General features: G+C 70.0%; 21 protein-coding genes. 7 read left to right on the top strand and 14 right to left on the bottom strand.

Going from position 1 to position 22,311, the window contains the following annotated elements; genetic code table 11:
- Nucleotides 1–190: 190 nt before the first annotated feature.
- Nucleotides 191–1,480, bottom strand: a complete 1,290-nt coding sequence (aceA, locus tag KHA85_RS07500; RefSeq protein ID WP_007628038.1) for an isocitrate lyase — start codon at nt 1,478–1,480, stop codon at nt 191–193.
- A 194-nt stretch (nt 1,481–1,674) separates the two neighbouring features.
- On the opposite strand from aceA, the gene ramB reads away from it, so the two are divergent.
- Both ramB and KHA85_RS07490 read left to right on the top strand, forming a co-directional pair.
- Nucleotides 1,675–3,129, top strand: a complete 1,455-nt coding sequence (gene ramB, locus KHA85_RS07495) for an acetate metabolism transcriptional regulator RamB (RefSeq protein ID WP_043566714.1) — start codon at nt 1,675–1,677, stop codon at nt 3,127–3,129.
- A gap of 5 nt (nt 3,130–3,134) precedes the next feature.
- Complete coding sequence (locus tag KHA85_RS07490; protein WP_213185325.1) at nt 3,135–3,728, top strand: carboxymuconolactone decarboxylase family protein; 594 nt, start codon at nt 3,135–3,137, stop codon at nt 3,726–3,728.
- A 607-nt stretch (nt 3,729–4,335) separates the two neighbouring features.
- Here KHA85_RS07490 and KHA85_RS07485 read toward each other — a convergent pair.
- Both KHA85_RS07485 and KHA85_RS07480 read right to left on the bottom strand, forming a co-directional pair.
- Nucleotides 4,336–6,828, bottom strand: a complete 2,493-nt coding sequence (locus tag KHA85_RS07485; protein ID WP_213185324.1) for a glycoside hydrolase family 65 protein — start codon at nt 6,826–6,828, stop codon at nt 4,336–4,338.
- Nucleotides 6,825–7,559 carry an HAD family hydrolase gene (locus KHA85_RS07480; RefSeq protein WP_213185323.1) on the bottom strand — a complete coding sequence of 245 codons (735 nt, stop codon included), beginning with the start codon at nt 7,557–7,559 and terminating at the stop codon, nt 6,825–6,827. The genes KHA85_RS07485 and KHA85_RS07480 overlap by 4 nt, the downstream gene beginning before the upstream one ends.
- A gap of 262 nt (nt 7,560–7,821) precedes the next feature.
- Between KHA85_RS07480 and KHA85_RS07475 the strand changes: the two genes are divergently transcribed.
- Nucleotides 7,822–8,613 (top strand): hypothetical protein, encoded by a 792-nt coding sequence (locus KHA85_RS07475; RefSeq protein WP_213185322.1) that lies wholly within the window; start codon nt 7,822–7,824, stop codon nt 8,611–8,613.
- Between the two features lie 216 nt (nt 8,614–8,829).
- Here KHA85_RS07475 and lpdA read toward each other — a convergent pair whose 3' ends face one another.
- Both lpdA and KHA85_RS07465 read right to left on the bottom strand, forming a co-directional pair.
- Entirely contained in the window at nt 8,830–10,221 is a 1,392-nt protein-coding gene (gene lpdA / locus KHA85_RS07470; RefSeq protein ID WP_061227954.1) for a dihydrolipoyl dehydrogenase, read from the bottom strand.
- A gap of 122 nt (nt 10,222–10,343) precedes the next feature.
- Complete coding sequence (locus KHA85_RS07465) at nt 10,344–10,490, bottom strand: hypothetical protein (RefSeq protein ID WP_165001061.1); 147 nt, start codon at nt 10,488–10,490, stop codon at nt 10,344–10,346.
- Nucleotides 10,491–10,672: 182 nt separating this feature from the next.
- On the opposite strand from KHA85_RS07465, the gene KHA85_RS07460 reads away from it, so the two are divergent.
- On the top strand, nt 10,673–12,853 hold the full coding sequence (locus KHA85_RS07460) for a prolyl oligopeptidase family serine peptidase (protein ID WP_213185321.1): 2,181 nt from the start codon (nt 10,673–10,675) through the stop codon (nt 12,851–12,853).
- On the opposite strand, the gene KHA85_RS07455 is transcribed toward KHA85_RS07460, so the two are convergent.
- The 8 genes from KHA85_RS07455 to groL form a co-directional block, all read right to left on the bottom strand.
- Entirely contained in the window at nt 12,813–13,403 is a 591-nt protein-coding gene (locus tag KHA85_RS07455; protein WP_236885338.1) for an alpha/beta fold hydrolase, read from the bottom strand. The genes KHA85_RS07460 and KHA85_RS07455 overlap by 41 nt on opposite strands.
- A complete protein-coding gene (locus tag KHA85_RS17930) occupies nt 13,373–13,708 on the bottom strand; it encodes a hypothetical protein (RefSeq protein ID WP_236885337.1) in 336 nt (111 codons plus the stop codon). Before KHA85_RS17930 ends, KHA85_RS07455 begins: the two co-directional genes overlap by 31 nt.
- A gap of 175 nt (nt 13,709–13,883) precedes the next feature.
- The gene (locus KHA85_RS07450) at nt 13,884–15,008 is read right to left on the bottom strand and encodes an alpha/beta hydrolase (protein ID WP_213185320.1); all 1,125 of its coding nucleotides are present in this window, start codon (nt 15,006–15,008) and stop codon (nt 13,884–13,886) included.
- Between the two features lie 368 nt (nt 15,009–15,376).
- Nucleotides 15,377–15,550: a hypothetical protein gene (locus tag KHA85_RS07445; RefSeq protein ID WP_213185319.1), complete on the bottom strand. Its 174-nt coding sequence runs from the start codon at nt 15,548–15,550 to the stop codon at nt 15,377–15,379.
- A gap of 114 nt (nt 15,551–15,664) precedes the next feature.
- Nucleotides 15,665–15,838, bottom strand: coding sequence for a hypothetical protein (locus KHA85_RS07440; protein ID WP_213185318.1), 174 nt, complete (start codon nt 15,836–15,838; stop codon nt 15,665–15,667).
- Nucleotides 15,839–16,235: 397 nt separating this feature from the next.
- A complete protein-coding gene (locus KHA85_RS07435) occupies nt 16,236–16,391 on the bottom strand; it encodes a hypothetical protein (protein ID WP_007628061.1) in 156 nt (51 codons plus the stop codon).
- Between the two features lie 48 nt (nt 16,392–16,439).
- Nucleotides 16,440–16,583, bottom strand: coding sequence for a hypothetical protein (locus KHA85_RS07430; protein WP_007628063.1), 144 nt, complete (start codon nt 16,581–16,583; stop codon nt 16,440–16,442).
- 290 nt (nt 16,584–16,873) lie between these two features.
- Nucleotides 16,874–18,496 carry a chaperonin GroEL gene (gene groL, locus KHA85_RS07425; RefSeq protein ID WP_106385087.1) on the bottom strand — a complete coding sequence of 541 codons (1,623 nt, stop codon included), beginning with the start codon at nt 18,494–18,496 and terminating at the stop codon, nt 16,874–16,876.
- Between the two features lie 295 nt (nt 18,497–18,791).
- Here groL and KHA85_RS07420 point away from each other — a divergent pair, with 295 nt between their 5' ends.
- Nucleotides 18,792–19,268, top strand: a complete 477-nt coding sequence (locus KHA85_RS07420; protein WP_213185317.1) for an SRPBCC family protein — start codon at nt 18,792–18,794, stop codon at nt 19,266–19,268.
- A gap of 7 nt (nt 19,269–19,275) precedes the next feature.
- A complete protein-coding gene (locus KHA85_RS07415; RefSeq protein WP_213185316.1) occupies nt 19,276–19,995 on the top strand; it encodes a DUF8017 domain-containing protein in 720 nt (239 codons plus the stop codon).
- A 21-nt stretch (nt 19,996–20,016) separates the two neighbouring features.
- Here the strand turns inward: KHA85_RS07415 and KHA85_RS07410 are convergent, their stop codons facing one another.
- Nucleotides 20,017–20,769 carry a hypothetical protein gene (locus KHA85_RS07410; RefSeq protein ID WP_236885336.1) on the bottom strand — a complete coding sequence of 251 codons (753 nt, stop codon included), beginning with the start codon at nt 20,767–20,769 and terminating at the stop codon, nt 20,017–20,019.
- A gap of 82 nt (nt 20,770–20,851) precedes the next feature.
- On the opposite strand from KHA85_RS07410, the gene KHA85_RS07405 reads away from it, so the two are divergent.
- Nucleotides 20,852–22,303 carry a M20/M25/M40 family metallo-hydrolase gene (locus KHA85_RS07405; RefSeq protein WP_213185315.1) on the top strand — a complete coding sequence of 484 codons (1,452 nt, stop codon included), beginning with the start codon at nt 20,852–20,854 and terminating at the stop codon, nt 22,301–22,303.
- Nucleotides 22,304–22,311: the final 8 nt, after the last annotated feature.

Below are 22,311 nucleotides of genomic sequence, written 5' to 3'. Positions count from 1 at the left end.
TGTCCTGGGTCCTTCGGGAGGAGGGTCGTGAAGGGGGCGCGCCGGCCCGTCCGCCGGTCCGCGGCGGGGTGAGCGCCAGAGACGACCGGGGGCCGGGCCGCCTCGTCGAGACGGCCACGGCCCCCGGTTGTCACGTCATGTCGGCGAGCCGATCGTTGATCGGATCGGTTCACCGGCCAGGTCCACTAGCTCAGTGGAACTGGCCCTCCTCGGTGGAGCCCTTCAGCGCCGCGGTGGACGTGTTGGGGTCGACCGTGGTGGCGATGAGGTCGAAGTAGCCGGCACCGACCTCGCGCTGGTGCTTGACCGCGGTGAAGCCACGCTCCTTGGCCGCGGCGAACTCGCGCTCCTGCAGCTCCACGAACGCGCTCATCTGGTTGCGGGCGTAGCCGTAGGCCAGGTCGAACATGCCGTAGTTGAGCGAGTGGAAGCCGGCCAGGGTGATGAACTGGAACTTGAAGCCCATCGCGCCGAGCTCCTTCTGGAACTTGGCGATGGTGTCGTCATCCAGGTTCGCCTTCCAGTTGAAGGAGGGCGAGCAGTTGTAGGCCAGCAGCTGGTCCGGGAACTCGGCCTTGACGCCCTCGGCGAACTTCTTGGCGTACTCGAGATCCGGGGTGCCGGTCTCCATCCAGATCATGTCGGCGAACGGGGCGTAGGCCTTCGCGCGCTCGATGCAGGGCTCGATGCCGTTCTTGACGTGGTAGAAGCCCTCGGCGGTGCGCTCACCGGTGATGAACGGACGGTCGCGCTCGTCGACGTCCGAGGTGATGAGGGTGGCGGCCTCGGCATCGGTGCGGGCGATGATGACCGACGGGACGTTCGCGACGTCCGACGCCAGGCGGGCCGAGGTCAGGGTGCGGATGTGCTGGTTGGTCGGGATGAGCACCTTGCCACCGAGGTGGCCGCACTTCTTCTCCGACGCGAGCTGGTCCTCCCAGTGCACACCGGCGGCGCCGGCCGCGATCATGGCCTTCTGCAGCTCGTAGGCGTTCAGGGCGCCACCGAAGCCGGCCTCGGCGTCCGCGACGATCGGGGCGAGCCAGTTCTCGACCGAGGTGTCACCCTCGACGCGGGCGATCTCGTCGGCACGCAGCAGGGCGTTGTTGATGCGACGGACGACGGTCGGGACCGAGTTGGCCGGGTACAGCGACTGGTCCGGGTAGGTGTGGCCCGAGAGGTTCGCGTCGCCGGCGACCTGCCAGCCGGAGAGGTAGACGGCCTCGAGGCCCGCGCGGATCTGCTGCACGGCCTGGTTACCGGTCAGCGCACCGAGGGAGTTGACGAAGTCCTTGGTGTTGACCTTCTCCCAGAGGATCTCCGCGCCACGACGGGCGAGGGTGTGCTCCTCGACGACGGTGCCCTGCAGCTCGGCGACCTGCTCGGCCGTGTAGTTGCGGGTGATGCCCTTCCAGCGGGGATTGGTGTCCCAGTCCTTCTGGATCTCTTCAGCGGTACGTGCCTTGCCGACGTTCGACATCGCGACTCTTTTCTGTCTCGGGGACGGGTCCGTATTCGCACTCTTGCGAGTTACGGCCCCTTACGACAGACACAATGCCACACTCGCTACGGCGCGTCTACCTGCGGCAAGTGCGAATGTGGCGAGTTTCTTTGCCTTCTTTGCAAAGTTTGCGAAGATTGTGTGGTGCGCCACGGACGGAGAGGGGGAAGCCGATGACGGCCTCACATATGGGGGCGCGACTGCGTCGACTGCGCGAGGAGAACGGCCTGACCCAGGCGGCGTTCGCGCAATCGCTCGGCTTGTCGTCGTCGTACCTCAACCAACTCGAGAAGGACACCCGGCCCGTCACCTCCCGGGTCCTGGTCAAGATCTCCGAGGTCTACGGCGTCGACTCCACGTTCTTCGCCTCCGACTCGGACACCCGGCTCATCGCCGCGGTGACCGAGGCCCTCACCGACACCCAGTTGTCCACCGAGGTCCCCGCCGACGAGGTCGTCGACCTCGTCCGGGCGCACCCCGCGCTCGCCCGCGCCTTCATGCTCCTGCACCAGCGCTACCGCAACTCCGCCGACCTGCTCGCCGCGCTCACCGAGACCCGTAACGTGCCCGAGTCTACGGTCGACCGGTCCGTGCTGTCCATGCCGCACGAGGAGGTGCGCGACTACTTCTACCAACGGCAGAACTACATCGACTCCCTCGACACCGCCGCCGAGGACCTCACCACCCGCATCCGGCTCAACCGCGGCGACGTGCGCGTCGAGCTCGAGAACCGCCTCGCCGAGGCCCACGGCGTGCGCATCTCCCGCCGCGTCGACCTGCCCGACGGCCTCTGGCACGTGTTCTCCACCGAGGATCGCCGCCTCGACCTGTCCGCGCACCTCACGCCCGGTCAGCAGGCGTTCCGCGTGGCCTCCGAGCTCGCGTTCCTCGAACACCGCGACCTGCTCGACAGCCTCGTCGAGGAGGGGGCCTTCACCTCCCCTGCCGCCGTCGCGCTCGCCCTTCGCGGACTGGCCAGCTACTTCGCCGCCGCCGTCCTCATGCCCTACCAGCGGTTCCTCGACACCGCCGAGGACTTCCGCTACGACATCGAGCGGCTCATGGCCTTCCACGCCACCGGCTACGAGACCGTCTGCCACCGGCTGTCGACCCTGCAGCGGCCGGGCGCCGCCGGGGTGCCGTTCAGCTTCGTGCGTGTCGACCGCGCCGGCAACATGTCCAAGCGCCAGTCCGCCTCCGGGTTCCACTTCACCACCTCGGGCGGCACGTGCCCGCTGTGGAACATCTACGAGTCGTTCTCGTTCCCCGGCAAGATCATGCGGCAGGTCGCCCAGATGCCCGACGGCCGGCTGCACCTGTGGGTCTCGCGCACCGTGACCACCCGGCCGATGAGGTTCGGGCAGCCGCGCAAGACGTTCGCGATCGGGCTGGGCTGCGAGGCCCGCCACGCCCACCGCACCGTCTACGCGCAGGGGCTGGACCTCGACGACGTCGACGCCGCCACCAAGATCGGCTCCGGCTGCCGCATGTGCGACCGCCCCGCCTGCCCGCAGCGCGCCTTCCCGCCGCTCAATCACGAGCTGCGCGTGGACGCCCACCGCTCGTCGCTCTCGCCGTATCTCCTCGGCGAACCCGCCTCCGCCGGGTCCGCACCTGACCTACCCTGACGGCCATGAGCCAGTCGAGTAGCGACGACAGCAGCGCCCGCAGCGACAGCGCCCCTGCCGCCGGCCCCGCGCGTATCCGGCCGGGCGGATTCCGCGAGCTCGGCCCGTTCGGCTGGGCGGTCAACCGCATCGGCGCGCGCGTCACCGGCTCACGCGACGTCCACCTGTTCGCCACGCTCGGCCGCGCCCGCCGCCTCTTCCCCGCCTGGCTCGCCTACTCGGGGATGATGATGCCGTTCGGGATCCTCGACCGCCGCACCACCGAGCTCGTGATCCTGCGCGTGGCCCACCTGCGGGGCAGCGTGTACGAGCGGGCGCACCACGAGCGCATCGGCGCGCGGGTGGGACTGGACGACGACGAGATCGCCCGCACCACCCGCGACCCCGCCTCCGCGGGTTGGCCGGACCGGCTGGAGGTGCTGCTCACGGCCGTCGACGAGCTGGTGCGGACGAAGGACGTGTCCGACGAGACGTGGTCCGCGCTCGCCGAGTACCTGAACCCGGGTGAGCTGGTCGCGCTGGTGCAGTTGGTCGCGCAATACGACGGCCTGGCCACGTCCCTGCAGGCGCTGCGCATCCAGCCGGACCGCCCCCGCTGACGCCGCCCGCCTCCACGATCCGCCCCCCGGTTTGCGACGGGCCCGACCCGGCAGTCGCCCGGCAGTCGCCCGGCAGTCGCCCGGCAGTCGGCCGGCAGTCGCCCGGCTCTCGCCAGTGCACCCGGCCTCCACGATCCGCCCCTCGGATTACACCTCGCTCCTCCGAAATCGATCTGCCCCAGGAACTCCGCGAGCGAATCGCAATGCGACGAGCGAAACGAGATCCGAGGGGCAGATCGCGCGCCGCGCTCCGGATCGCCGGCCCCGCAGCGACCGACCCGCCCCGGCAGCGGACTCACCGATCGGACCCGCCTCACCCATCTGATCCCGCGCCGCCCATCCGATCGCGCGACGCCCATGGGAGCCCTTACGCGTAGCGCGATCCGATAGGCAGCGTGCGGCGGGGCCTGAAATCGCGAGCTGAGCCGGCGCGACGACCACAGCGATTCAGCCTCGAGCCGCAGCCGGCCCCGCCACAGCACCCCCCACCCGGCGGACGCAGCCGACCGCGCCACAGCGCCCCGGCCCGCCCGACAGCGCGCGGCCCGCCCAGTCGGCTGTCGAGCCGGGTCCGGGCGACGAACGCGGCCGGGCGAGGGCTACGCGCTCAGTTCTGCTCCGCGCAGGACAGGCAGACGCGGGCGCGGTCGTCGAGGCCGACGGTCACCGTCTGCCCCGCCGGCACGTGCACCTCGCGGCCCTGCACCGTGCAGTCGAAATCGGCGCCGTTCAGGTTGGCGATCGTGATCTCGTGGTGGTCGCAGCGGACCCGCACGTGTGTGCCCCGCACCGTCATCCGGAACGTCAGCGACCCCCACTGCGCAGGCACCCGCGGGTCGAACGAGATGTCGCCACGGTAGTCGCGCATTCCGCCGAAGCCGCTGACCAGCGCCGACCAGACCCCGCCGGTGGAGGCCACGTGGATGCCGTCGGAAGCGTTGCCGTGCACGTCGGCCAGGTCCACAACCAGGGCCTTCTGGAAGTGCTCGAACGCCTCGTCGCAGTAGCCGATCTCAGCGGCGATGATCGCCTGCACCACGGCCGACAGGGTGGAGTCGCCGGTGGTCAACGGGTCGTAGTACTCGAAGTTCGCCCGCTTCTGCTCCTCGCTGAACTCGTCACCGCGCAGGAACATGGCCAGCACGACATCGGCCTGCTTGAGCACCTGATGCCGGTAGATGACCAGCGGATGGAAGTGCAGCAGGAGCGGCCGGCGGGGTTCCTCGAGGTCCTGGTCCCAGACCTCCTTGGCGAGGAAGTCCTGGTCCTGCGGGTGGACGCCCAGTTCCTCGTCGAACGCGATCACCATGTTCTCGGCGGCGCGCTTCCACTCGGCGATCTCCTCGTCGCGGATCTTCAGGCGCCGGCAGATCGCCTCCCACTTACCGTCCTCCAGCTCGGCGATCCGCTTGCAGGCGATAGCCGCGGCCACGAGGTTGAACCGCGCCATCGCGTTGGTGAACAGGTTGTTGTCCACGACGGTGGTGTACTCGTCGGGCCCGGTGACCCCGTGGATGTGGAACATGCCGTCGCCGTCGAAGAACCCGAGGGACACCCACATGCGCGCGGTCTCGACGAGCATGTCCACGCCCTCGCGGATCATGAACTCGCGGTCCTCGGTGGCCCACAGGTACTTGATCAGGGCGTGCGCGATGTCGGCGTTGATGTGGTACTGAGCGGTACCGGCCTCGTAGTAGGCGGACGCCTCCTCGCCGTTGATCGTGCGCCACGGGTAGAGGGCGCCCTTGACGGACAGGAACTTCGCGCGCTCCCGCGCCTTGTCGAGCATGTTGTACCGGAAGCGCAGGGCGTTCCGGGCGAACCGCGGCATCGTGTAGGTCAGGAACGGCAGGACATACGTCTCGGTGTCCCAGAAGTAGTGGCCGGAGTAGCCGCTGCCGGTGACGCCCTTGGCGGCGATGCCGTTGTACTCGGCGCGCGCCGAGGCCTGGGCCAGCTGGAAGAGGTTGAATCGGATGGCCTGCTGCGTCTCCGCGGGGCCGTCCACCTCGACGTCCGCGCGGTCCCAGAAGTGGTCGTACCAGTCCCGCTGGGTGCGGTGCAGGTCGTCCACGCCGCGCTCGCGAGCCCGACCGAGGGTGCGTGAGCACCGGTCGGCGAGTTCGCCCGCGGGCACGACCTCGGACGTGTGGTACGCGGCGAGCTTGGTCAGCTTGAGCACGCGCCCCGGCGTGACGTGCGCGTGGTAGACGACCTTCGACGAGTCGTCGTCGATCTCGTGGCTCAGGGCCACGTCGTCCTCGGTCTCGAGGAGGTGGTCGACGGCCACGGCGATGGTCATTCCGGAGTTGGCGCAGCGGTAGCCGTGCACCTGGTAACCGCGCTGGCCCTCGCAGAGCTGGGACTCGAGGACGCGGTGGTCCAGTCCCTCGGCGCGGCGCGGGTCGAAGCCCTCGTCGGGGACGTCGTCGGCGGAGCCGTACTCGTCCTCGCCGTCCTGCCGGTTGAGGACCTGCGAGGAGATCACCACAGGCGCGGGCTCCTCGGGGAGCTCGATCTCGTAGGTCATCACGGCGAGGTGCTTCTCGACCATCGACACCATGCGGGTGGTGCGGATGACGACCTTCTTGCCGGCCGGCGTGCGCCACACGAGTTCGCGGCGCAGGATCCCGTCGCGGAAGTCGATGCTTCGCTCGTAGTGCTCGAGGTCGGCCACGCCCAGCCGCAGGGGCTCGTCGTCGACGTAGACGCGGATCGTCTTGGTGTCGGGGGCCTGGATCATCGTCTGGCCCTCGCGCGCGAGGCCGTACGCGTCCTCGGCGTGCTGGATGTGCCACGTCTCGTGGAAGCCGTTGACGAACGTGCCGTGCTGGGCGGAGTCGCGCCCCTCCTCGGGGTTGCCGCGCATGCCGAGGTACCCGTTGGCCACCGCGAACTGGGTCTCGGACACGCCCCGCGGCGAGGCCTTGGGGCTGGTCTCGACCCAGCGCCACGGGTCGGCGGGGTGGGTGGAGCGGTTGATCTCCGGCACCTCGAGGTGGCTGCGGAGGTTCACACCGTAGGTGGTGCGGATGTTGCCGGGCACCGACTGGCCGACGGTGTCGTGCACCGGGCCACGGGAGATGGGGACGCGGGTCACCGGCGTGCCTCCGCGAGTCCGGGGATGAGCTCGGCCAGGTCGACGACGACGAGGTCGGCCCCCTCCGCGAGCAGGGTCTCGCGCCCGGCCCCGCGGTCCACGCCGACCACTCGCGCGAACCCGCCGGCAGCGCCGGCCTGCACCCCCGAGACGGCGTCCTCGATCACGACGCAGCGCTCCGCGGGGACGCCGAGCAGCTCGGCACCCCGCAGGTACGTGTCGGGCTTCGGCTTTCCGGGGATGCCCTCGGCGGCGGCGACCACGCCGTCGACGATCACGTCGAACCGGTCGCGCAGCCCGGCCGCGGTGAGCACGGCCTCGGCGTTCTTCGAGCTCGAGACGACGCACGAGGCGATGCCGGCGGCGTCGAGCGCGTCGAGGTAGGCGACCGAGCCGGGGTAGGCCTCGATCCCCTCGTCGAGCAGTTCACGGAAGATCACGTTCTTGCGGATACCGAGCCCGTGCACGGTGTCCGCGTCCGGGCCCGCCTCGTCGTCGTCACTCCCCTCGGGCAGGGTGAGGCCCCGCGCGGCGAGCATCGACGCGATGCCCTCGAGGCGCGGCTTGCCGTCGATGAAGCGGAAGTAGTCCTCATCCGAGTACGGGTCGATCCCGCGGGCGTCGAAGTACGCGCTGAACATCCGGTTCCACGCCTCCATGTGCTTCTCCGCCGTCGGGGTGATCACCCCGTCGAGGTCGAAGAGCACGGCGTCCACACCGTCATGGTCCATATCGTCTGTCCTATATCAGGGGTCATCGGCGCCGAGAGGCTCCGCGCGTGCGGCACCAAGGGTAGTCACACCGGGGCACTTCCACCGCTTCCACCTCTGCGGGCGGTGCCCCCGACTTCGGGCCCCCGCGGTCGCTTTTGATGTTTCCGGCGTTCCACGGGCGTGCCCGCGGGTTTTCCGCAGCGCGCCGCACGCGGGGCACGATGCACAGATAGCGGTACGACGGTGGCACTATGTGGGTAACCGAAGACAAAGGAGAGAGATGCGCCTCCGCACCCGCACCCCCCGCCGCGTCGCGACCGCCGGCCTCGCGCTGGTCACCGCGGCAGCTCTCACGGCCTGTTCGTCGGACGACTCCGGCACCGAGGCCGAGCAGTCGGGCGACACGTCGACCTCGGCGCCGGCCTCGCCGACGGTCGACGACTCGGCCCCGCAGGCGCCCGTCGAGGAGCTCGTGCTGGCCGAGGGCGAGGCCCCGGGGGGTGGCATCGTCCAGGTGCTCGACCGGCCGATGCTCCAGGAGGCCGTCGACAAGCTCGTCGCCGACCAGCAGCGCCAGCTCATGGACGACCCGGCCTGCGACAAGGTCTCGCGCCTCGAGACCGTCTCCAACCACGCCACCACGGACGGCGTGACCGCGGCGGTGCGCTACAAGCAGTCCGAGACGGACGAGACGGAGCACCGGTTCGGCATCGGCATGGTGAGCGGCCGGCTCGACGACTTCATGGACCGCTCCCTCTACGAGGCGTGCGACACCGCGCGCAGCACCTCGAACCCCGACGTCGAGCTCGTCATGTCGGTGCAGGACGCGCCGGAGATCGCGGGCGCCGAGGGCTTCCGCGTCACCAGCGACTTCATCACCACGCAGCCGGACGGCACGAAGACCCTGAGCCGGGCCATCGCGATCCACGGGTACGCCCGCGACACCACGGTGAGCGTGGAGTACGCGGCCCGCGGTGACGATCCCGCGGCCGACCCGATCCTGCCGACCGCCGCCGGCGCCCTCGACGCGATCTACACCGCGCAGATGGAGAAGCTCGTCAACGCCGAGTGACCCCGCGGCCGGCGGGTCCGCGCCATCGAGAAGACCGTTTCGCACACGTCGCCCGAGTGGGTCCGTGCGGAACGGTCTTTTCGTCGGCCGGGGCCCGATCGTTCCGTCAGCTGTGGACGGGTTGGACCCCGCGCCGGGCACACGCCGGAAGGCACTCCGCCCCGCCGCCCGGCCGGACGAACCGGTGAGCAGCGGGGCGGAGCGACGGGCGGACCGTCAGAGGTTGATCATGTGGCCGGCGATGCCCTCGACGGCCTCCTTCATGGCCTCGGACAGCGTCGGGTGCGTGTGCACGTTGCGGGCGACGTCGGCGGCGGTGAGGTCCCACATCTGCGCGAGGGTCAGCTCGGGCAGGAGCTCGGAGACGTCGGGGCCGATGAGGTGGCCGCCGATCAGCTCTCCGTGGGTGGCGTCGGCGACGATCTTCACGAAGCCGACCGCATGGCCGAGGCCCTGCGCCTTGCCGTTGGCGGAGTACGGGAACTTGGCCACCTTGACGTCGTAGCCCTCGTCCCTCGCCTGGGCCTCGGTGAGCCCGAAGGACGCGACCTGCGGCTGGCAGAACGTGGCGCGCGGCATCATACGGTAGTCGCCCAGGGTCTGGGTCTCGGCGCCGGCCATGGTCTCGGCGGCCACGACGCCCTGCGCCTCGGCCACGTGGGCGAGCTGCAGCTTGCCGGTGACGTCGCCGATGGCGTAGATGCCGTCGACGTTGGTGCGCATGTGGTCGTCGATGTCGATCGCGCCGCGGTCGGTGAGCTCGACGCCGGCGTTCTCCAGGCCGAAGCCCTCGACGCGGGGACCGAAGCCGACGGCCATGAGGACCTTGTCCACGGTGACCGTCTGGGTCTCCCCGCCGTCCTTCTTCTCGATCTCCACGTCCACCGAGTCACCGTTGTCGGTGATCTTGGTGGTCTTGTGCCCGGTGAGGAGCTTGATGCCGAGCTTCTTGTAGTGCTTGGCGATCTCCTTGGAGACCTCCTCGTCCTCGTTCGGCAGCAGGCGGTCCATGAACTCGACGATCGTGACCTCGACGCCGTAGGCGTTCATCACGTACGCGAACTCCATGCCGATCGCGCCCGCGCCCACCACGACGATCGAGTCGGGCAGCTCGCGGGAGAGGATCTGCTCCTCGTAGCTGACCACGTTCTCGCTCAGCTCGATGCCCGGGAGGGTCTTGACCACGGAGCCGGTGGCGATGATGCAGTTGTCGAACGTGTACTCCGTGCCGTCGACCTCGATCGTCTTGGCGTCGGTGAACGTCCCGTAGCCGTTGATCTCGGTGATCTTGTTCTTCTTCATGAGGAAGTGGACGCCCTTGACGATGCCGTCCGAGACCTTGCGGCTGCGGTCGTAGGCGGCGCCGAAGTCGAAGGAGACGTCGCCGGAGATACCGAACAGCTTGCCGTCACGCTGAACCGTGTTGGCCAGCTCCGCATTACGCAGCAGTGCCTTTGAGGGGATACAACCCACGTTGAGGCACACACCGCCCCAGTACTTCTCCTCGACGACGGCCACCTTGAGGCCGAGCTGCGAGGCACGGATTGCGGCGACGTAGCCACCGGGGCCCGCGCCGAGGACGATCAGGTCGAAATGAGTGTCAGCCACGACACACAGACTATGCGCAACGCGTGTCGCAGGCACCCCGAGCCGCCCCCGATCGCACCCGAAATGCCCGACGCCGCCCCCTCCGGGTGGAAGGGGCGGCGTCGGGATGTCTGCGGGCGCCGTCAGGACAGGTTGCCCAGGACCTGCCGGAGCGCGGTGGCGACCAGGTCGCCGACGGTCTCGGCGATCTGATCGGTGATGGTCTCGGTGGAGCTGCCGGTGCCTCCGCCGAGGGACTCCGTGACCGATCCGAGCTTGAGGGAACCCATTATGTGTCTCCGTTTATCGAGGGTGCATTCCCGGATCCCCGAGAATGGCCGGGTCAGACGACCCGAACGTGGGGATGATGCTACTGACGGCGCAGCCTCATAACAAGAGTCTGTGAAGATCCGGACCCCCATCCGACATGTCGGCTCGGTCACTCCGACACGACCACGGCATCATCGAGGTCATGACGGTTTCCCCGAGCTCAGATCCGTACCTCCACCTGGAGGACGTGGACGCGCCCCACGCCCTGGAGTGGGTGCGGATGCGCAGCGACCGGACGGTGGCCGATCTCGCGACCGGCGAGCACGCCGAGGCCTCCTACACCCGGGCGCTGGAGATCCTCGACGCCACGGACCGTATCGCCTGGCCCGTCCTGCGCGGCCCCCACGCCTACACGCTGTGGAAGGACGGCGACCACCGACGCGGACTGTGGCGCCGCGTGCCGTGGTCGGTCCTCGCAGAGGGCGCGCCAGGTGTCGACCACCCGGCGTGGGAGACGCTCGTCGACGTCGACGCGCTCGCCGACGAGGAAGGCGTCAACTGGGTGTACTCGGGGACGGTCGTCCGCCGGCCCGCCGACGACCGCGCACTGCTGCGGTTGTCCCGCGGCGGCGCGGACGCCGTCGAGATCCGCGAGTTCGACCTCCTCGCGCGACGCTTCGTCCCCGCCTCGGAGGACGGCTTCCGACTGAGCGAGGCCAAGTGCTCGGTGTCGTGGGTCGACCGCGACACCGTGCTCCTCGCCGCGCCGCTCGACCCGGAGGGATCCGACGCCACCGATTCGGGCTACGCGCGCGTCGTACGACTGTGGCGGCGCGGCACCGACCCCGCGCAGACGCCCGTGATCTTCGAGGGCCAGACCGACGACGTCGCGGTGGGCGCCTCCCACGACCCCACGACGGGGAGATTCCTCGCCAGCAGGGCGCCGGACTTCCACACCTCGCAGGAGGTCTTCTGGACCTCCGGTACCGACCCCGCCACGACCGGGCCGCGCGCCGTGCCCGTGCCCGAGGACTGCGACGTCACCTCATGCGGCGACTGGCTCCTCCTGCGGCCCCGCACCGATCTCGAGATCGCGGGCCGGACCCATCCCGGCGGGTCGGTGCTCGTGGTGCCGTGGTCCGCCGTCGACGCCGACCCCGGGCGCCTGCCCGAGCCGGTCGTCCTGTTCTCCCCCACCCCGTCCACGACCGTCGAGGACATCACCTGGGGCCGCGGCCGGATCCTGCTGACGGTCCTCGACGACACCGAGTCGCGGATCGAGGCCTACACCATCCCCGGGACCGCCGACGGCGACTGGACGCCGCTGCCGGTGGAGGGCCTGCCCGAGCACGTGTCGATCGACGTGCTGTCCTGCGACCGGCTGTCCGGGATGCGGGACGGCGAGCAGGAGGACTCCGGGCCGGCGGGAGGAGGGCGGTCCGACGGCGAGCGGCCGCACCCCGACGACGCCGTGCTCGCGGTCTCCGGGCCGGTCGTGCCACCGTCGCTGGTGCTCCTGCGCGCCGACGGCAGCACCACCACCCTCGGCGCGACCCCGCACCGGTTCGACACGGCCGGCATCGAGGTCACCCGCCACACCGCCGTGAGCGATGACGGCACCGAGGTCCCGTACACCGTCATGCGCGGGCCCGGCCCGGACGGCCCCCGACCAACCATCCTGTACGGCTACGGAGGCTTCGAGGTGTCGATGCGGCCCGCGTACGCGGCCCTGCGCGGCGCTCTGTGGCTCGAGGAGGGCGGCGTGTACGTCGTGGCGGGGATCCGCGGCGGCGGCGAGTACGGGCCGTCGTGGCACCGGGCCGCCCTGCGCGAGAAGCGGCCGCGCGCCTACGAGGACTTCGCGGCCGTCGCGCGCGCCCTCGTCGAGACGGGGGTGACCACCCGCGACCAGCTGGGCGCGACCGGCGGATCCAACGGCGGGCTGCTCATGGGCGTCATGCTCACCCGCTACCCGGAACTCTTCGGAGCGCTGGCGATCGCTGTACCGCTGCTGGACATGAAGCGTTACCACCTACTGTTGGCCGGCGCGTCGTGGATGGCCGAGTACGGCGACCCGGACTCGTCCGACTGGGACGATTTCCTCGGCGCGTACTCCCCCTACCAGAACATCCGGCCCGCCTCGGAGGTCCGTTACCCGCCCGTGCTCATGACCACCTCGACACGGGATGACCGCGTGCACCCGGGCCACGCGCGGAAGATGACCGCCGCCCTGGAGGCCGCGGGTCACGAGGTCGCCTATTACGAAAACGTCGAGGGCGGCCACGCCGGCGCCGCCGACAACACGCAGGAGGCGCGGAAAGCGGTCCTCACGTACGAGTTTTTCAGGCGTCGACTACCTCGTCGTCGTCTCCCTCGGGCCTGACGACCTCCCGGTCCGTCCACGCGAGCACCCGGGCGACCACCTCGGCGGGTCGGCGCGCCCATGAGTTGTGCCCCAGCGCCTCGGGTTCGAGCTCGAGGGTCGTGCGCGCGGAGGGCAGCATGGCCAGGAGGTTGCGCGCGGCACTCGCGGGGGCGAGCGGGTCGTCGGCGATCACCACCGCCAGCGCCGGCACGGTGACGCGCGACAGGCCCGCCGGGTAGTCGAGATCGGCGCGGGCCGGCTGCATGACGCCCGCCGCGGCGAGCCGGGCCCAGTCCCGGATGCGGTCGGCGGGGATCCGTCCCTTCGCGCCGAAGAACTGTCCCGGCACGTGCCCGGAGAGCCAGCCCAACGCCGGGAGGAACACCGAACCCGCGCGCAGCTTGCGGCCGACGGGCCCAGGGAAGCCGCGGTGGAACGGTGACTGGGCCGCGACCGCGACGAGCCCGGCGACGCGTGGGTCGTGACGCGCGAGGTGGTACACACCGATCTGCGCGCCCATGCTGTGCCCCAGGAGGATCACGGGTCGGCGGCCGAGGCGCCGCTCCATCGCGTCGAGCGCGAGCGGGACGTCCTCGGGGCGCTCTCGTGGTAGCCGGCCGGGGCGCTACGCCGACCGATGCGGTAGGTGCTGTCTCCCTGGCCGCGCAGCTCGGTGATCGCGACGTCGACGCCCTCGGCCGCCAGCGCGCGGGCGAGCGGGAGGTAGTAACGGGCGCCGACGGCGATGCCCGGCAGCACCAGGACCGACGGCCGGCGCTCGTCCCGCTGGTCGGCCTCCACGATCAGCAGCGGGCTGGTGCTGCCGTCCGGGTGGTGCAGTTCGACCCGGGCGGGGTCTTCGATCGTGGTCATGGGTACAGGATGCCGGACTACGCTCCGTTCGCCGCAGCCGGCCCGCGGCGGGGCCGCGCGACGGCCCGGCCCCGGTGGCGGCGGCCGCATACGAGAACGGACCCCGCCCACCTGATGTGAGGTGAGCGGGGTCCGTGGGCTCCGGGCGCGGGTGAGCCGCCGTGGCGCCGGTCGATCAGAGAGCGCCCCAGCGGGCACCCATGGCGTTCGCCATCATGGGCCAGGACTGCTTGAGGTCGTCCTCCCAGTAGCCCCACGAGTGCGTGCCGTTGGGCGCGAAGTCGAAGTGGGCGGGGATGCCGAGCTCACCGAAGCGGCGGGCCAGATTGGCCGTGCAGTACTGGGTGGCCGCCTCGATGACACCGCCGACGATCGCCTGGTTGGCCAGCGCCGGGATGCTGTTGCGCAGGCGCCAGTTCTCGAGCGACTCGTGCGGTCCGGGCAGACCGTTTCCGGTCGAGATGAACATGGCGGGCAGCTGGCCGCGGTCCATCTGCTCCTTGAAGCGCCAGGCGCCCCAGACCGGGTCGTTGTCGAACCAGCTGTTGGTACCCGCGCGGGGCTCGCCCGGGAAGGGCCCCCACATGTTGTTGAGGTCGGCCCCGCCCCGCATGCCGGTGACGATGTTGATGAACTCGTGGCCGATCGGGGTGGACGTCTCGGCACAACCGGAGTAGGAGCCGATGGCGTCGAACCGGCCCGGGTACTTCTGGGCGATGGTCAGGACCGAGGTCGCGGTCATGGAGATCGCGGCGAGACCACGGCCGCGGGCGTCGCCGGTGTTCCCCCCGTAGCGACCCTCGAAGAGATCCGGCAGTTCCTTGGCGAGGTAGGTCTCGAACGCCATCGGACGGTCGGTGTCACGCGCGAAGCGGGTCTGGACATTGGGATCGTGCTTCTGCCAGTCCGTGTAGTACGAGAAGGCGCCGCCGATCGGGGTGACGGTCCAGGCGTCCTTGTCGGACATGAACTGCTTGACGTCGGACTGTGCCTGCCAGGTGGCCGAGTCCTCGCCGCCACCGGCACCGTTGACCAGGTAGAGGACCGGCGCGTGCGGGTTGCCGTCGCGCGGCCGCTGGACGATGTTCGGCACCTCGACGGCCATCTTGTCCGACCACACCGACACGATCAGTCGACCGTCCGGGAGCTCGGTCTCGGCGACCTTATTTTTGGCCGTGGCCTTGGTGTACTGGATCGTGCCGCCCTGGGCCTGAGCCGTGCCCGTGGCGACGACGGGGACCATGGCCGCGGCGAGGGCCGCTGCTGCGACCTTCTTGCCGAACCGCTTCACTGAACGCATATTTCGACGCCTTACATTCTCGTTGTTCACAGACGGACCCGGGCACCTTCTCGTGGAAAACGCTAACCCGATTCCCAGTAGTCACACAAGTCCCATTAGACACACTAGTATCACCAGTGCGCTGCCAAGACTGGGTAGTTCACCCGCAGGGTTCGACCCCGAGGATGACACACCGGCACCGGCCGGCGGAAACCTCGGAGCCTCCCGTGCGGCTCACGTCAACATTATCGACTCGGCGCGGATCCGTGTTACCGATATGAACGATTCCATATCAAGCGCAGGTCGCGCGGCCGGCCCGCGGCGGGCGCGAGCACGAAAAAGGGCTCCGAGCCTCAGCCCGGAGCCCTTTCTCGAGTCAGTCGTCCGACTCAGGCCTTCATGAAGCCCGCGTCGAGCGCCTTCTGGAAGTCGCCGCCGACGAAGTAGCCGACAGCCTTGACCAGGTTGTTGACGGCGCCGAGGAACGTACCGCCGAGGTCGACGATGCCGCCCTTGGCGAGCAGGCCGTTGTCGCCACCGATGGAACCGAGGTCGATACCCATGTGTTTCTCCTTGAGAGTGCGATCCGGAAAGTCCGAATCAGAGTCGAAGTTTGAAGCGGCCGCGGCAACAGCGGCCCTGCCTGGAGGTCCGATTGACTCGGGCCAACTGGGCTATCAGGCGGCGTCGGTCACGACCGTCTCGGCCGCGCTGCCCAGGTCGCCGAGACCGATGCCCTCGAGCGCGGGGCCCAGGCCGTCGCCCGTCAGGGACCCGGTCAGGGCCACGAGGCCGCTGATGGCGTTGGTGACCGCGGTGAGCGCGGCGCTGATGGCGCTGAAGTCAGGCATGTGTATCTCCCTTTTGCTGTGATGTCGCCCCGCTGACGGGGCCCCGGGTAAGGTTAACCTAAGTCGCACTGATGTCAATCGTGACGTGCGTCTCAACCCACCCGTTTGGCGCTGGCCCTTGCCCGACGCCGGGCGTGTGCCCTGAGTGACTGTAAACCACGGAGCCTTAAGAAGTCTCATTAATCGTGGCGCTTTGAGAAGAGTTTTTTGGCGCGTCACCTTTGGGGACATCTCCGCAGGTCAGCGGTTCACCTGGGCCATCCCCCGTTCACTTTGGGACTCCCGCTGAGTGAACACCCTCTCCACACCTACAGCGATGCGGCCCGCGCGAGGGAGAATCGCGCGGGCCGCATCTGGCCGTCGGGGAGAGTCGCCACCCTCGACGGAGCTCAGGGAGTCACTGGAGGAATCCGCCCGCGAGGGCCTCCTGAAAGTCGCCTCCGGTGAAGTAGTCGAGGCCGGAGAACAGGTCTCCGAAGGCCCCGAGGAAGTCGTTGAGGAAGCCCAGGGCGCCGCTGACGCCGGCGAGGGATCCGAACTCGGGGAAGGTCATTGTCTGCTCCTTGTATCTGTGACTGTGCGGTGACGTGTCTGGGTGCGGCTACTCGGCGCTGATGCTCGTGATCGCGCCGATGAAGTCGTTCACCCCGCCCTCGCCGCCGAGAGAGCCGGTGAAGAAGACAAGGGCGCCGAGAACGTCGGTGATTCCCCCGAAGAGGTCGGACAGCTGGCCGAAGTTGGGCATGGAGTTCTCCTTCTCAGTGACTCACGACGCCTTCTGAGGCGTCTGAAGAGGACACTAAGAAACGGTCGAACCCGCCGCCATAGCTGAAACAGTCTCTTTACCGCAGGTCACGGACCTTTTACGCAGCACTCTGAACGTGTCGGTGGTGTTACGGCCCGCCGGAGTGGACCGACGCCCGAAAGTGGGACCGACACCCGAAATAGGCCGTGGCCCGCACCGGTGTACCGGTGCGGGCCACGGACCCTGCTCTGCGCGCGTGTGGGCGCGTCAGTCGCGCATGGGCTTTTAGATCAGAAGCCCATGCCGCCCATCTCGTCGCCACCCGGCATCGCCGGGGCGGCGGGCTCGGGCTTGTCGGCCACGACGGCCTCGGTGGTGAGGAACAGCGCGGCGATCGACGCGGCGTTCTGCAGCGCCGAGCGGGTCACCTTGACCGGGTCGTTGACGCCGGCCTCCAGGAGGTCCTGGTATTCGCCGGTGGCGGCATTGAGGCCCTCGGAACCGGGGAGGTTGCGGACCTTCTCGGCCACGACGCCCGGCTCGAGGCCGGCGTTGAGGGCGATCTGCTTGAGCGGGGCGCTCAGGGCGAACTTGACGATGTTCGCGCCGGTGGCCTCCTCGCCCTCGAGGGACAGGCCCTCGATCGCGGCCTCGGACTTCACCAGGGCGACGCCACCGCCGGCGACGATGCCCTCCTCGACGGCCGCCTTGGCGTTACGCACGGCGTCCTCGATGCGGTGCTTGCGCTCCTTGAGCTCGACCTCGGTGGCCGCGCCCGCCTTGATGACGGCCACGCCGCCGGCGAGCTTCGCGAGGCGCTCCTGGAGCTTCTCGCGGTCGTAGTCCGAGTCGGAGTTCTCGATCTCGGCACGGATCTGGTTGACCCGGCCCTCGATCTGGCCCTGGTCGCCGGCGCCCTCGACGATGGTGGTCTCGTCCTTGGTCACGACGACCTTGCGGGCCTTACCGAGCATCGAGATGTCGGCGGTCTCGAGCGAGAGGCCGACCTCCTCGGAGATGACCTGACCACCGGTGAGGATCGCGATGTCCTGCAGCATGGCCTTGCGGCGGTCACCGAAGCCCGGGGCCTTGACGGCGACGGACTTGAACGTGCCGCGGATCTTGTTGACGACCAGGGTCGACAGGGCCTCGCCCTCGACGTCCTCGGCGATGATCAGCAGCGACTTGTTCTCGCCGATGACCTTCTCCAGCAGCGGGAGCAGGTCCTTGACGGTGGAGACCTTGCCCGAGACGAGGAGGATGTACGGATCCTCCATGACCGCCTCCTGGCGCTCCGGATCCGTCATGAAGTACTGCGAGATGTAACCCTTGTCGAAGCGCATACCCTCGGTCAGCTCGAGGTCCAGGCCGAAGGTCTGGGACTCCTCGACCGTGATCACGCCCTCCTTGCCGACCTTGTCCATGGCCTGGGCGATGAGCTCACCGATGGCCGGGTCGGCGGCGGAGATGCCGGCGGTCGCGGCGATCTGCTCCTTGGTCTCGATCTCCTTGGCGGAGTCGATGAGGTGCTTGGTGACGGCCTCGACGGCCTTCTCGATGCCACGCTTGATGCCCATGGGGTTGGCACCGGCGGCGACGTTACGCAGGCCCTCACGCACGAGCGCCTGGGCGAGGACGGTGGCGGTGGTGGTTCCGTCGCCGGCGACGTCGTCGGTCTTCTTGGCGACCTCCTTGACCAGCTCGGCACCGATCTTCTCGTACGGGTCCTCGAGCTCGATCTCCTTGGCGATGGAGACACCGTCGTTGGTGATGGTGGGGGCGCCCCACTTCTTCTCCAGCACGACGTTGCGACCCTTGGGGCCGAGGGTGACCTTGACGGCGTCGGCGAGCTGATTGAGCCCGCTCTCCAGGCCGCGCCGGGCCTCTTCGTCGAACGCGATCATCTTTGCCATGGGGTGAATCATCCTCCGGGTATGGGGTGACACGCGTGTGGTCAGCGTCGGTGCCCGCGACGGACGGTGCGGACCGTGTCGGATCCGCCCCTCACCTTGCGACCTCAGTTTCAGATCTTGCTGGCACTCAGGGTAACCGAGTGCCAATCGCTTTTCTAGCACTCGCCCCCGACGAGTGCAAAGGATCGACGGGTCCGCGACCGGCGAACGCCTCACACGAACGTCCCTCACCGACCCGAGCCCTGCCCTACCATCGAGACGCCGTCCCACCCACCCGTGTCGAAAGGCCCGCCGAATGCCCACCGAACCCGCCGCCATCGGCGTCATCGAGAGCTCCATCGAGATCGACGCCCCTCCGGCCCGGGTCTGGGAGGTCGTCTCCGAGGTCCGCAACGCCACGGAGTGGAGCAGCCAGGCGTGGAAGATCTTCTCGCCCGGCGGCCGCACCACGAAGGGCACGTGGGCGATCAACCTCAACAAGCGCGGCCCTATCGTCTGGCCCACCACGAGCCGGGTGGTGGAGTTCGAGCCCGGTCGCCGGTTCGCCAACCGCATCAACGAGAACACCACCGTGTGGGTGTTCGAGCTCGAGCCCACGCCGTCCGGTGGCACGCGACTGACCGAGCGCCGCGAGGTGCCGGACGGGCTCACCTTCATCTCCCGGTTCCTCACCGACAAGCTCTTCGGCGGACAGAAGTCGTTCACCGCCGAGATGGACCGTGGCGTGTCCACCTCGCTACAGCGCATCAAGGCTCTCGCCGAGCGGAACTGAGGGCGAGATGTCCCGCCCCGCCGCGGCACTGCTCGCCGGCGCGCTCGTCGCGACGCTCACCGGGTGCACTCTGTGGCCCGGCGGCGAGGGCGAGCCGGACGAGCCCACCCGGGAGGAGCCTGGCCCCACCCTGGCCGCCGCGCCTCTGTCGGCGGACTGGCAGGACGTGCGCAGCGCCACGGGTCTCGTGTATTCCGTTCCGCCGGACTGGGAGGTCGGTGATCCGTTCGGTGTCGACGAGGACGGCCACGACCCGGGGACTGACTGGGGTTCGGGCTACGTGACCACCGCCAACGCCATCGCGGACAGGGACTACTGCGCGCTCGGGGGTCTGAGCTTCCGGACGCTGGTCGGCATCAGTGCGACGACGCTGCCGGGCGAGGCGCGCGAGCAGGCCGAGTCGGCGTCGCGGTCGATGGCAGATTCCATCGACCGGCGCTTCACCGAGGCGGGAGCGGACGTCCCGGTTCCGGAGGCGCGCAGCATCGCGGTCTCCGGGGTGCCCGCCTGGTACGTGTCACTGCGCGGTCAGGTGCGCCCGCCGCGCAACGCGTGCACGCCGCCGGTCATCCGCTTCGACACGATCGCGGTCTCCACCCGCACCCCGGACGGCGCACCGGCGTCCACCGTCTTCGTGCTCATGTCCGACGAGGGCGAGCCCGGGGTTCAGCCGACGGGGACGATCGACGCCGTCGTGGCCTCGCTGCGCTACGACAACTCGGTGTAGCCGCGCGGGATCGGCGAGGACTCAGGCCGCCGATGCGGGGCTGCTCGGTTCAGTCACGCGCGCGGCGGCGGAATCGACGTCGGCCGACGCCTCCCCGGAGCCGGTGCCCGCCTCGAGGAACCGGGCCCAGTCCGCGCCACACCGCGCCCACGCCCAGCCGGCGTCGGCCGCGGAGGGCGCCACGTCCACGGGGACCATGACGCGTCGGACGGGGACGTCCGGGCCGTCGGCGGCCTCGACGACCAGCGCGCCGCCGGAACGCTCGTAGCGGAACCACCGCTCGTCGTCGACCTCCAGCTCCAGCCGGTCCCCGTCGATCTCGAGATGCTCCACGAGCTGACCGAGAAGCTCGCGGGTGACCCACGGCAGCGTGCCGCGCGGCCGGCCGCGGACGGAGTGGTCGGCGATCCCCGCCCCGACCATGGTGGGTCGCCGGTTCACGTCGACGTCGATGCGCTCGCGCGGGTCGGCGGCGAGCCCCAGTTCGGGGGCGGTGACGCGGAGCTGGCGGGGCGCGGCCAACCGCATGACGGCGTTGACCACGAGGGGGCGGGTGATGACCTCGGGACGGATGACGACGCTGACGCCCTCGATCTCGGGCCGTGCGCACAGCGCGCCGGTCTCGCCGATGGCCTCCGCCCCGGGGAAACGCTCGGCGACCTCGTCGCGCAGGGCCTCGAGATCGGCGCGGAGGCGCGGGGGGAGCTCGGCGACGTGCGCGAGCTCGCGGAACTCCTCGTCCGCCGGAGTGACGACGATCACAAAGCTGCTCATGACTCCAAACATACTTCATTCCGCGTTCACTTGCTGTTCATCTTGCGCGGCCGTGTCGGACCCGACCTCTATCCTGTTGCCCATGACCGACTCCTCCGCGTTCGCCGACCCCCACGCCGAGCTCGCGCCGCTGGCCGCCGCGGTGGGTGCGCAACTCGACCGCGCCCGCTCGGACCTGGCCGCGCTCGTCGCCGTGCCGTCGGTGCACGGGGCCGAGCCGGAGGCCTGCGAGCGGGCGTGCGAGATGGTCCGCGATCTGCTCGCCGAGCTGCCGGTGCCGGGTCTGGGACCGGACGCGGTGGAGGTGGTCCAGACGTCCGACGGGTCGCGGGCCGTGTTCGCCCACCGCCCCGCCGCGCCGGGTCGGCCCACGGTGTTGCTGTACAGCCACTACGACGTGCAACCGGCGGGCGACGTGGGGGCGTGGACCTCCTCGCCGTGGGAGCTGACCGAGCGTGACGGCCGGTGGTACGGCCGTGGCGCGGCCGACTGTAAGGGCAACCTGGTCGTCCACCTCACCGCCCTGCGCGCCCTCGCCGCCGTGGGAGCACCCGGAGAGGACGACGACGACGAGGGCGGCTCGCCCGGGGCGGACCCGCTGGACGGCCTGGGGATCCGGATCGTCGTGGAGGGTTCCGAGGAGACCGGTGGCGGAGGGTTGGACGATCTCGTGGCCGATCGGCCGGACCTGGTGGCGGCGGACGCCATACTCATCGCCGATTCCGGGAACGTCTCGGTGGGCACCCCCACGCTGACGACCAGCCTCCGGGGGATCGCGAACGTCGTCGTCGTCGTCGACACCCTCGAGGCCGGGGTCCACTCCGGCCAGTTCGGCGGCGCGGCGCCCGACGCGCTGGCCGCACTGCTCTCGATTCTCGCTTCCATGCGCGACCCGCAGACCGGGGCGACCACCGTCGACGGACTCGACTTCTCGGGGCGGTGGGACGGACAGGCCTACCCCGAGGAGACGTTCCGCGCCGATGCCGGCGTCCTCGACGGCGTCGATGTCTCCACGGCCGCGCCGGTGGCCGACCTCGTGTGGGCCCGCCCCGCGGTGACGGTGCTGGGCATCGACTGCCCGCCGGTCGAGGGCTCGATCGCGGCCGTGCAGCCCCACGCCCGTGCCCTGATCAACCTCCGCGTCCCACCGGGGATGGACCCGGTCGAGGCGCAGGGGCTGCTCACCGCGCACATCGAGCGCCGGCGCCCCTGGAACGCCCGGGTGACGGTCGAGCCCGAGGCCGTCGGCCACCCGTTCCGCTCCGTGCCCGCCGGCGGTTTCGACCCGGTGCACGATCTGCTCTCGCAGTGCCTCGCGCAGGCCTACGGCGCCGAGGAGGTCGCGGAGGTCGGCTCGGGCGGGTCGATCCCGCTGTGCACGGCGCTGCAGCGCGCGCACCCGGACGCGAGCATCGCCCTGTTCGGCGTCGAGGACCCGGCGGCCGCCATCCACTCCCCCGACGAGAGCGTCGACCCCCGGGAGATCGAACGCATCGCGCTCGCCGAAGCGGCGTTCCTCCAGCGCTACCGCTGACCGGGGGC

The organism is Dietzia massiliensis (assembly GCF_018390595.1).
Taxonomy (GTDB): Bacteria; Actinomycetota; Actinomycetes; order Mycobacteriales; family Mycobacteriaceae; genus Dietzia; species Dietzia massiliensis.
This window is presented reverse-complemented; position numbering and strand designations above follow the sequence as displayed.

Coding starts and splice junctions, on each gene's coding strand:
- KHA85_RS07415 (WP_213185316.1), top strand. CDS start 19,276: ATGTCCCGCCCCGCCGCGGCACTGCTCGCCGGCGCGCTCGTCGCGACG.
- KHA85_RS07465 (WP_165001061.1), bottom strand. CDS start 10,490: ATGGGTTCCCTCAAGCTCGGATCGGTCACGGAGTCCCTCGGCGGAGGC.
- KHA85_RS07475 (WP_213185322.1), top strand. CDS start 7,822: ATGCGCCTCCGCACCCGCACCCCCCGCCGCGTCGCGACCGCCGGCCTC.
- KHA85_RS07410 (WP_236885336.1), bottom strand. CDS start 20,769: ATGAGCAGCTTTGTGATCGTCGTCACTCCGGCGGACGAGGAGTTCCGC.
- KHA85_RS07490 (WP_213185325.1), top strand. CDS start 3,135: ATGAGCCAGTCGAGTAGCGACGACAGCAGCGCCCGCAGCGACAGCGCC.
- KHA85_RS07420 (WP_213185317.1), top strand. CDS start 18,792: ATGCCCACCGAACCCGCCGCCATCGGCGTCATCGAGAGCTCCATCGAG.
- KHA85_RS07440 (WP_213185318.1), bottom strand. CDS start 15,838: ATGCCTGACTTCAGCGCCATCAGCGCCGCGCTCACCGCGGTCACCAAC.
- ramB (WP_043566714.1), top strand. CDS start 1,675: ATGACGGCCTCACATATGGGGGCGCGACTGCGTCGACTGCGCGAGGAG.
- KHA85_RS07445 (WP_213185319.1), bottom strand. CDS start 15,550: ATGGGTATCGACCTCGGTTCCATCGGTGGCGACAACGGCCTGCTCGCC.
- KHA85_RS07430 (WP_007628063.1), bottom strand. CDS start 16,583: ATGCCCAACTTCGGCCAGCTGTCCGACCTCTTCGGGGGAATCACCGAC.
- KHA85_RS07435 (WP_007628061.1), bottom strand. CDS start 16,391: ATGACCTTCCCCGAGTTCGGATCCCTCGCCGGCGTCAGCGGCGCCCTG.
- KHA85_RS07405 (WP_213185315.1), top strand. CDS start 20,852: ATGACCGACTCCTCCGCGTTCGCCGACCCCCACGCCGAGCTCGCGCCG.
- aceA (WP_007628038.1), bottom strand. CDS start 1,480: ATGTCGAACGTCGGCAAGGCACGTACCGCTGAAGAGATCCAGAAGGAC.
- KHA85_RS07480 (WP_213185323.1), bottom strand. CDS start 7,559: ATGGACCATGACGGTGTGGACGCCGTGCTCTTCGACCTCGACGGGGTG.
- groL (WP_106385087.1), bottom strand. CDS start 18,496: ATGGCAAAGATGATCGCGTTCGACGAAGAGGCCCGGCGCGGCCTGGAG.
- KHA85_RS07455 (WP_236885338.1), bottom strand. CDS start 13,403: ATGGAGCGGCGCCTCGGCCGCCGACCCGTGATCCTCCTGGGGCACAGC.
- KHA85_RS17930 (WP_236885337.1), bottom strand. CDS start 13,708: ATGACCACGATCGAAGACCCCGCCCGGGTCGAACTGCACCACCCGGAC.
- KHA85_RS07460 (WP_213185321.1), top strand. CDS start 10,673: ATGACGGTTTCCCCGAGCTCAGATCCGTACCTCCACCTGGAGGACGTG.
- KHA85_RS07450 (WP_213185320.1), bottom strand. CDS start 15,008: ATGCGTTCAGTGAAGCGGTTCGGCAAGAAGGTCGCAGCAGCGGCCCTC.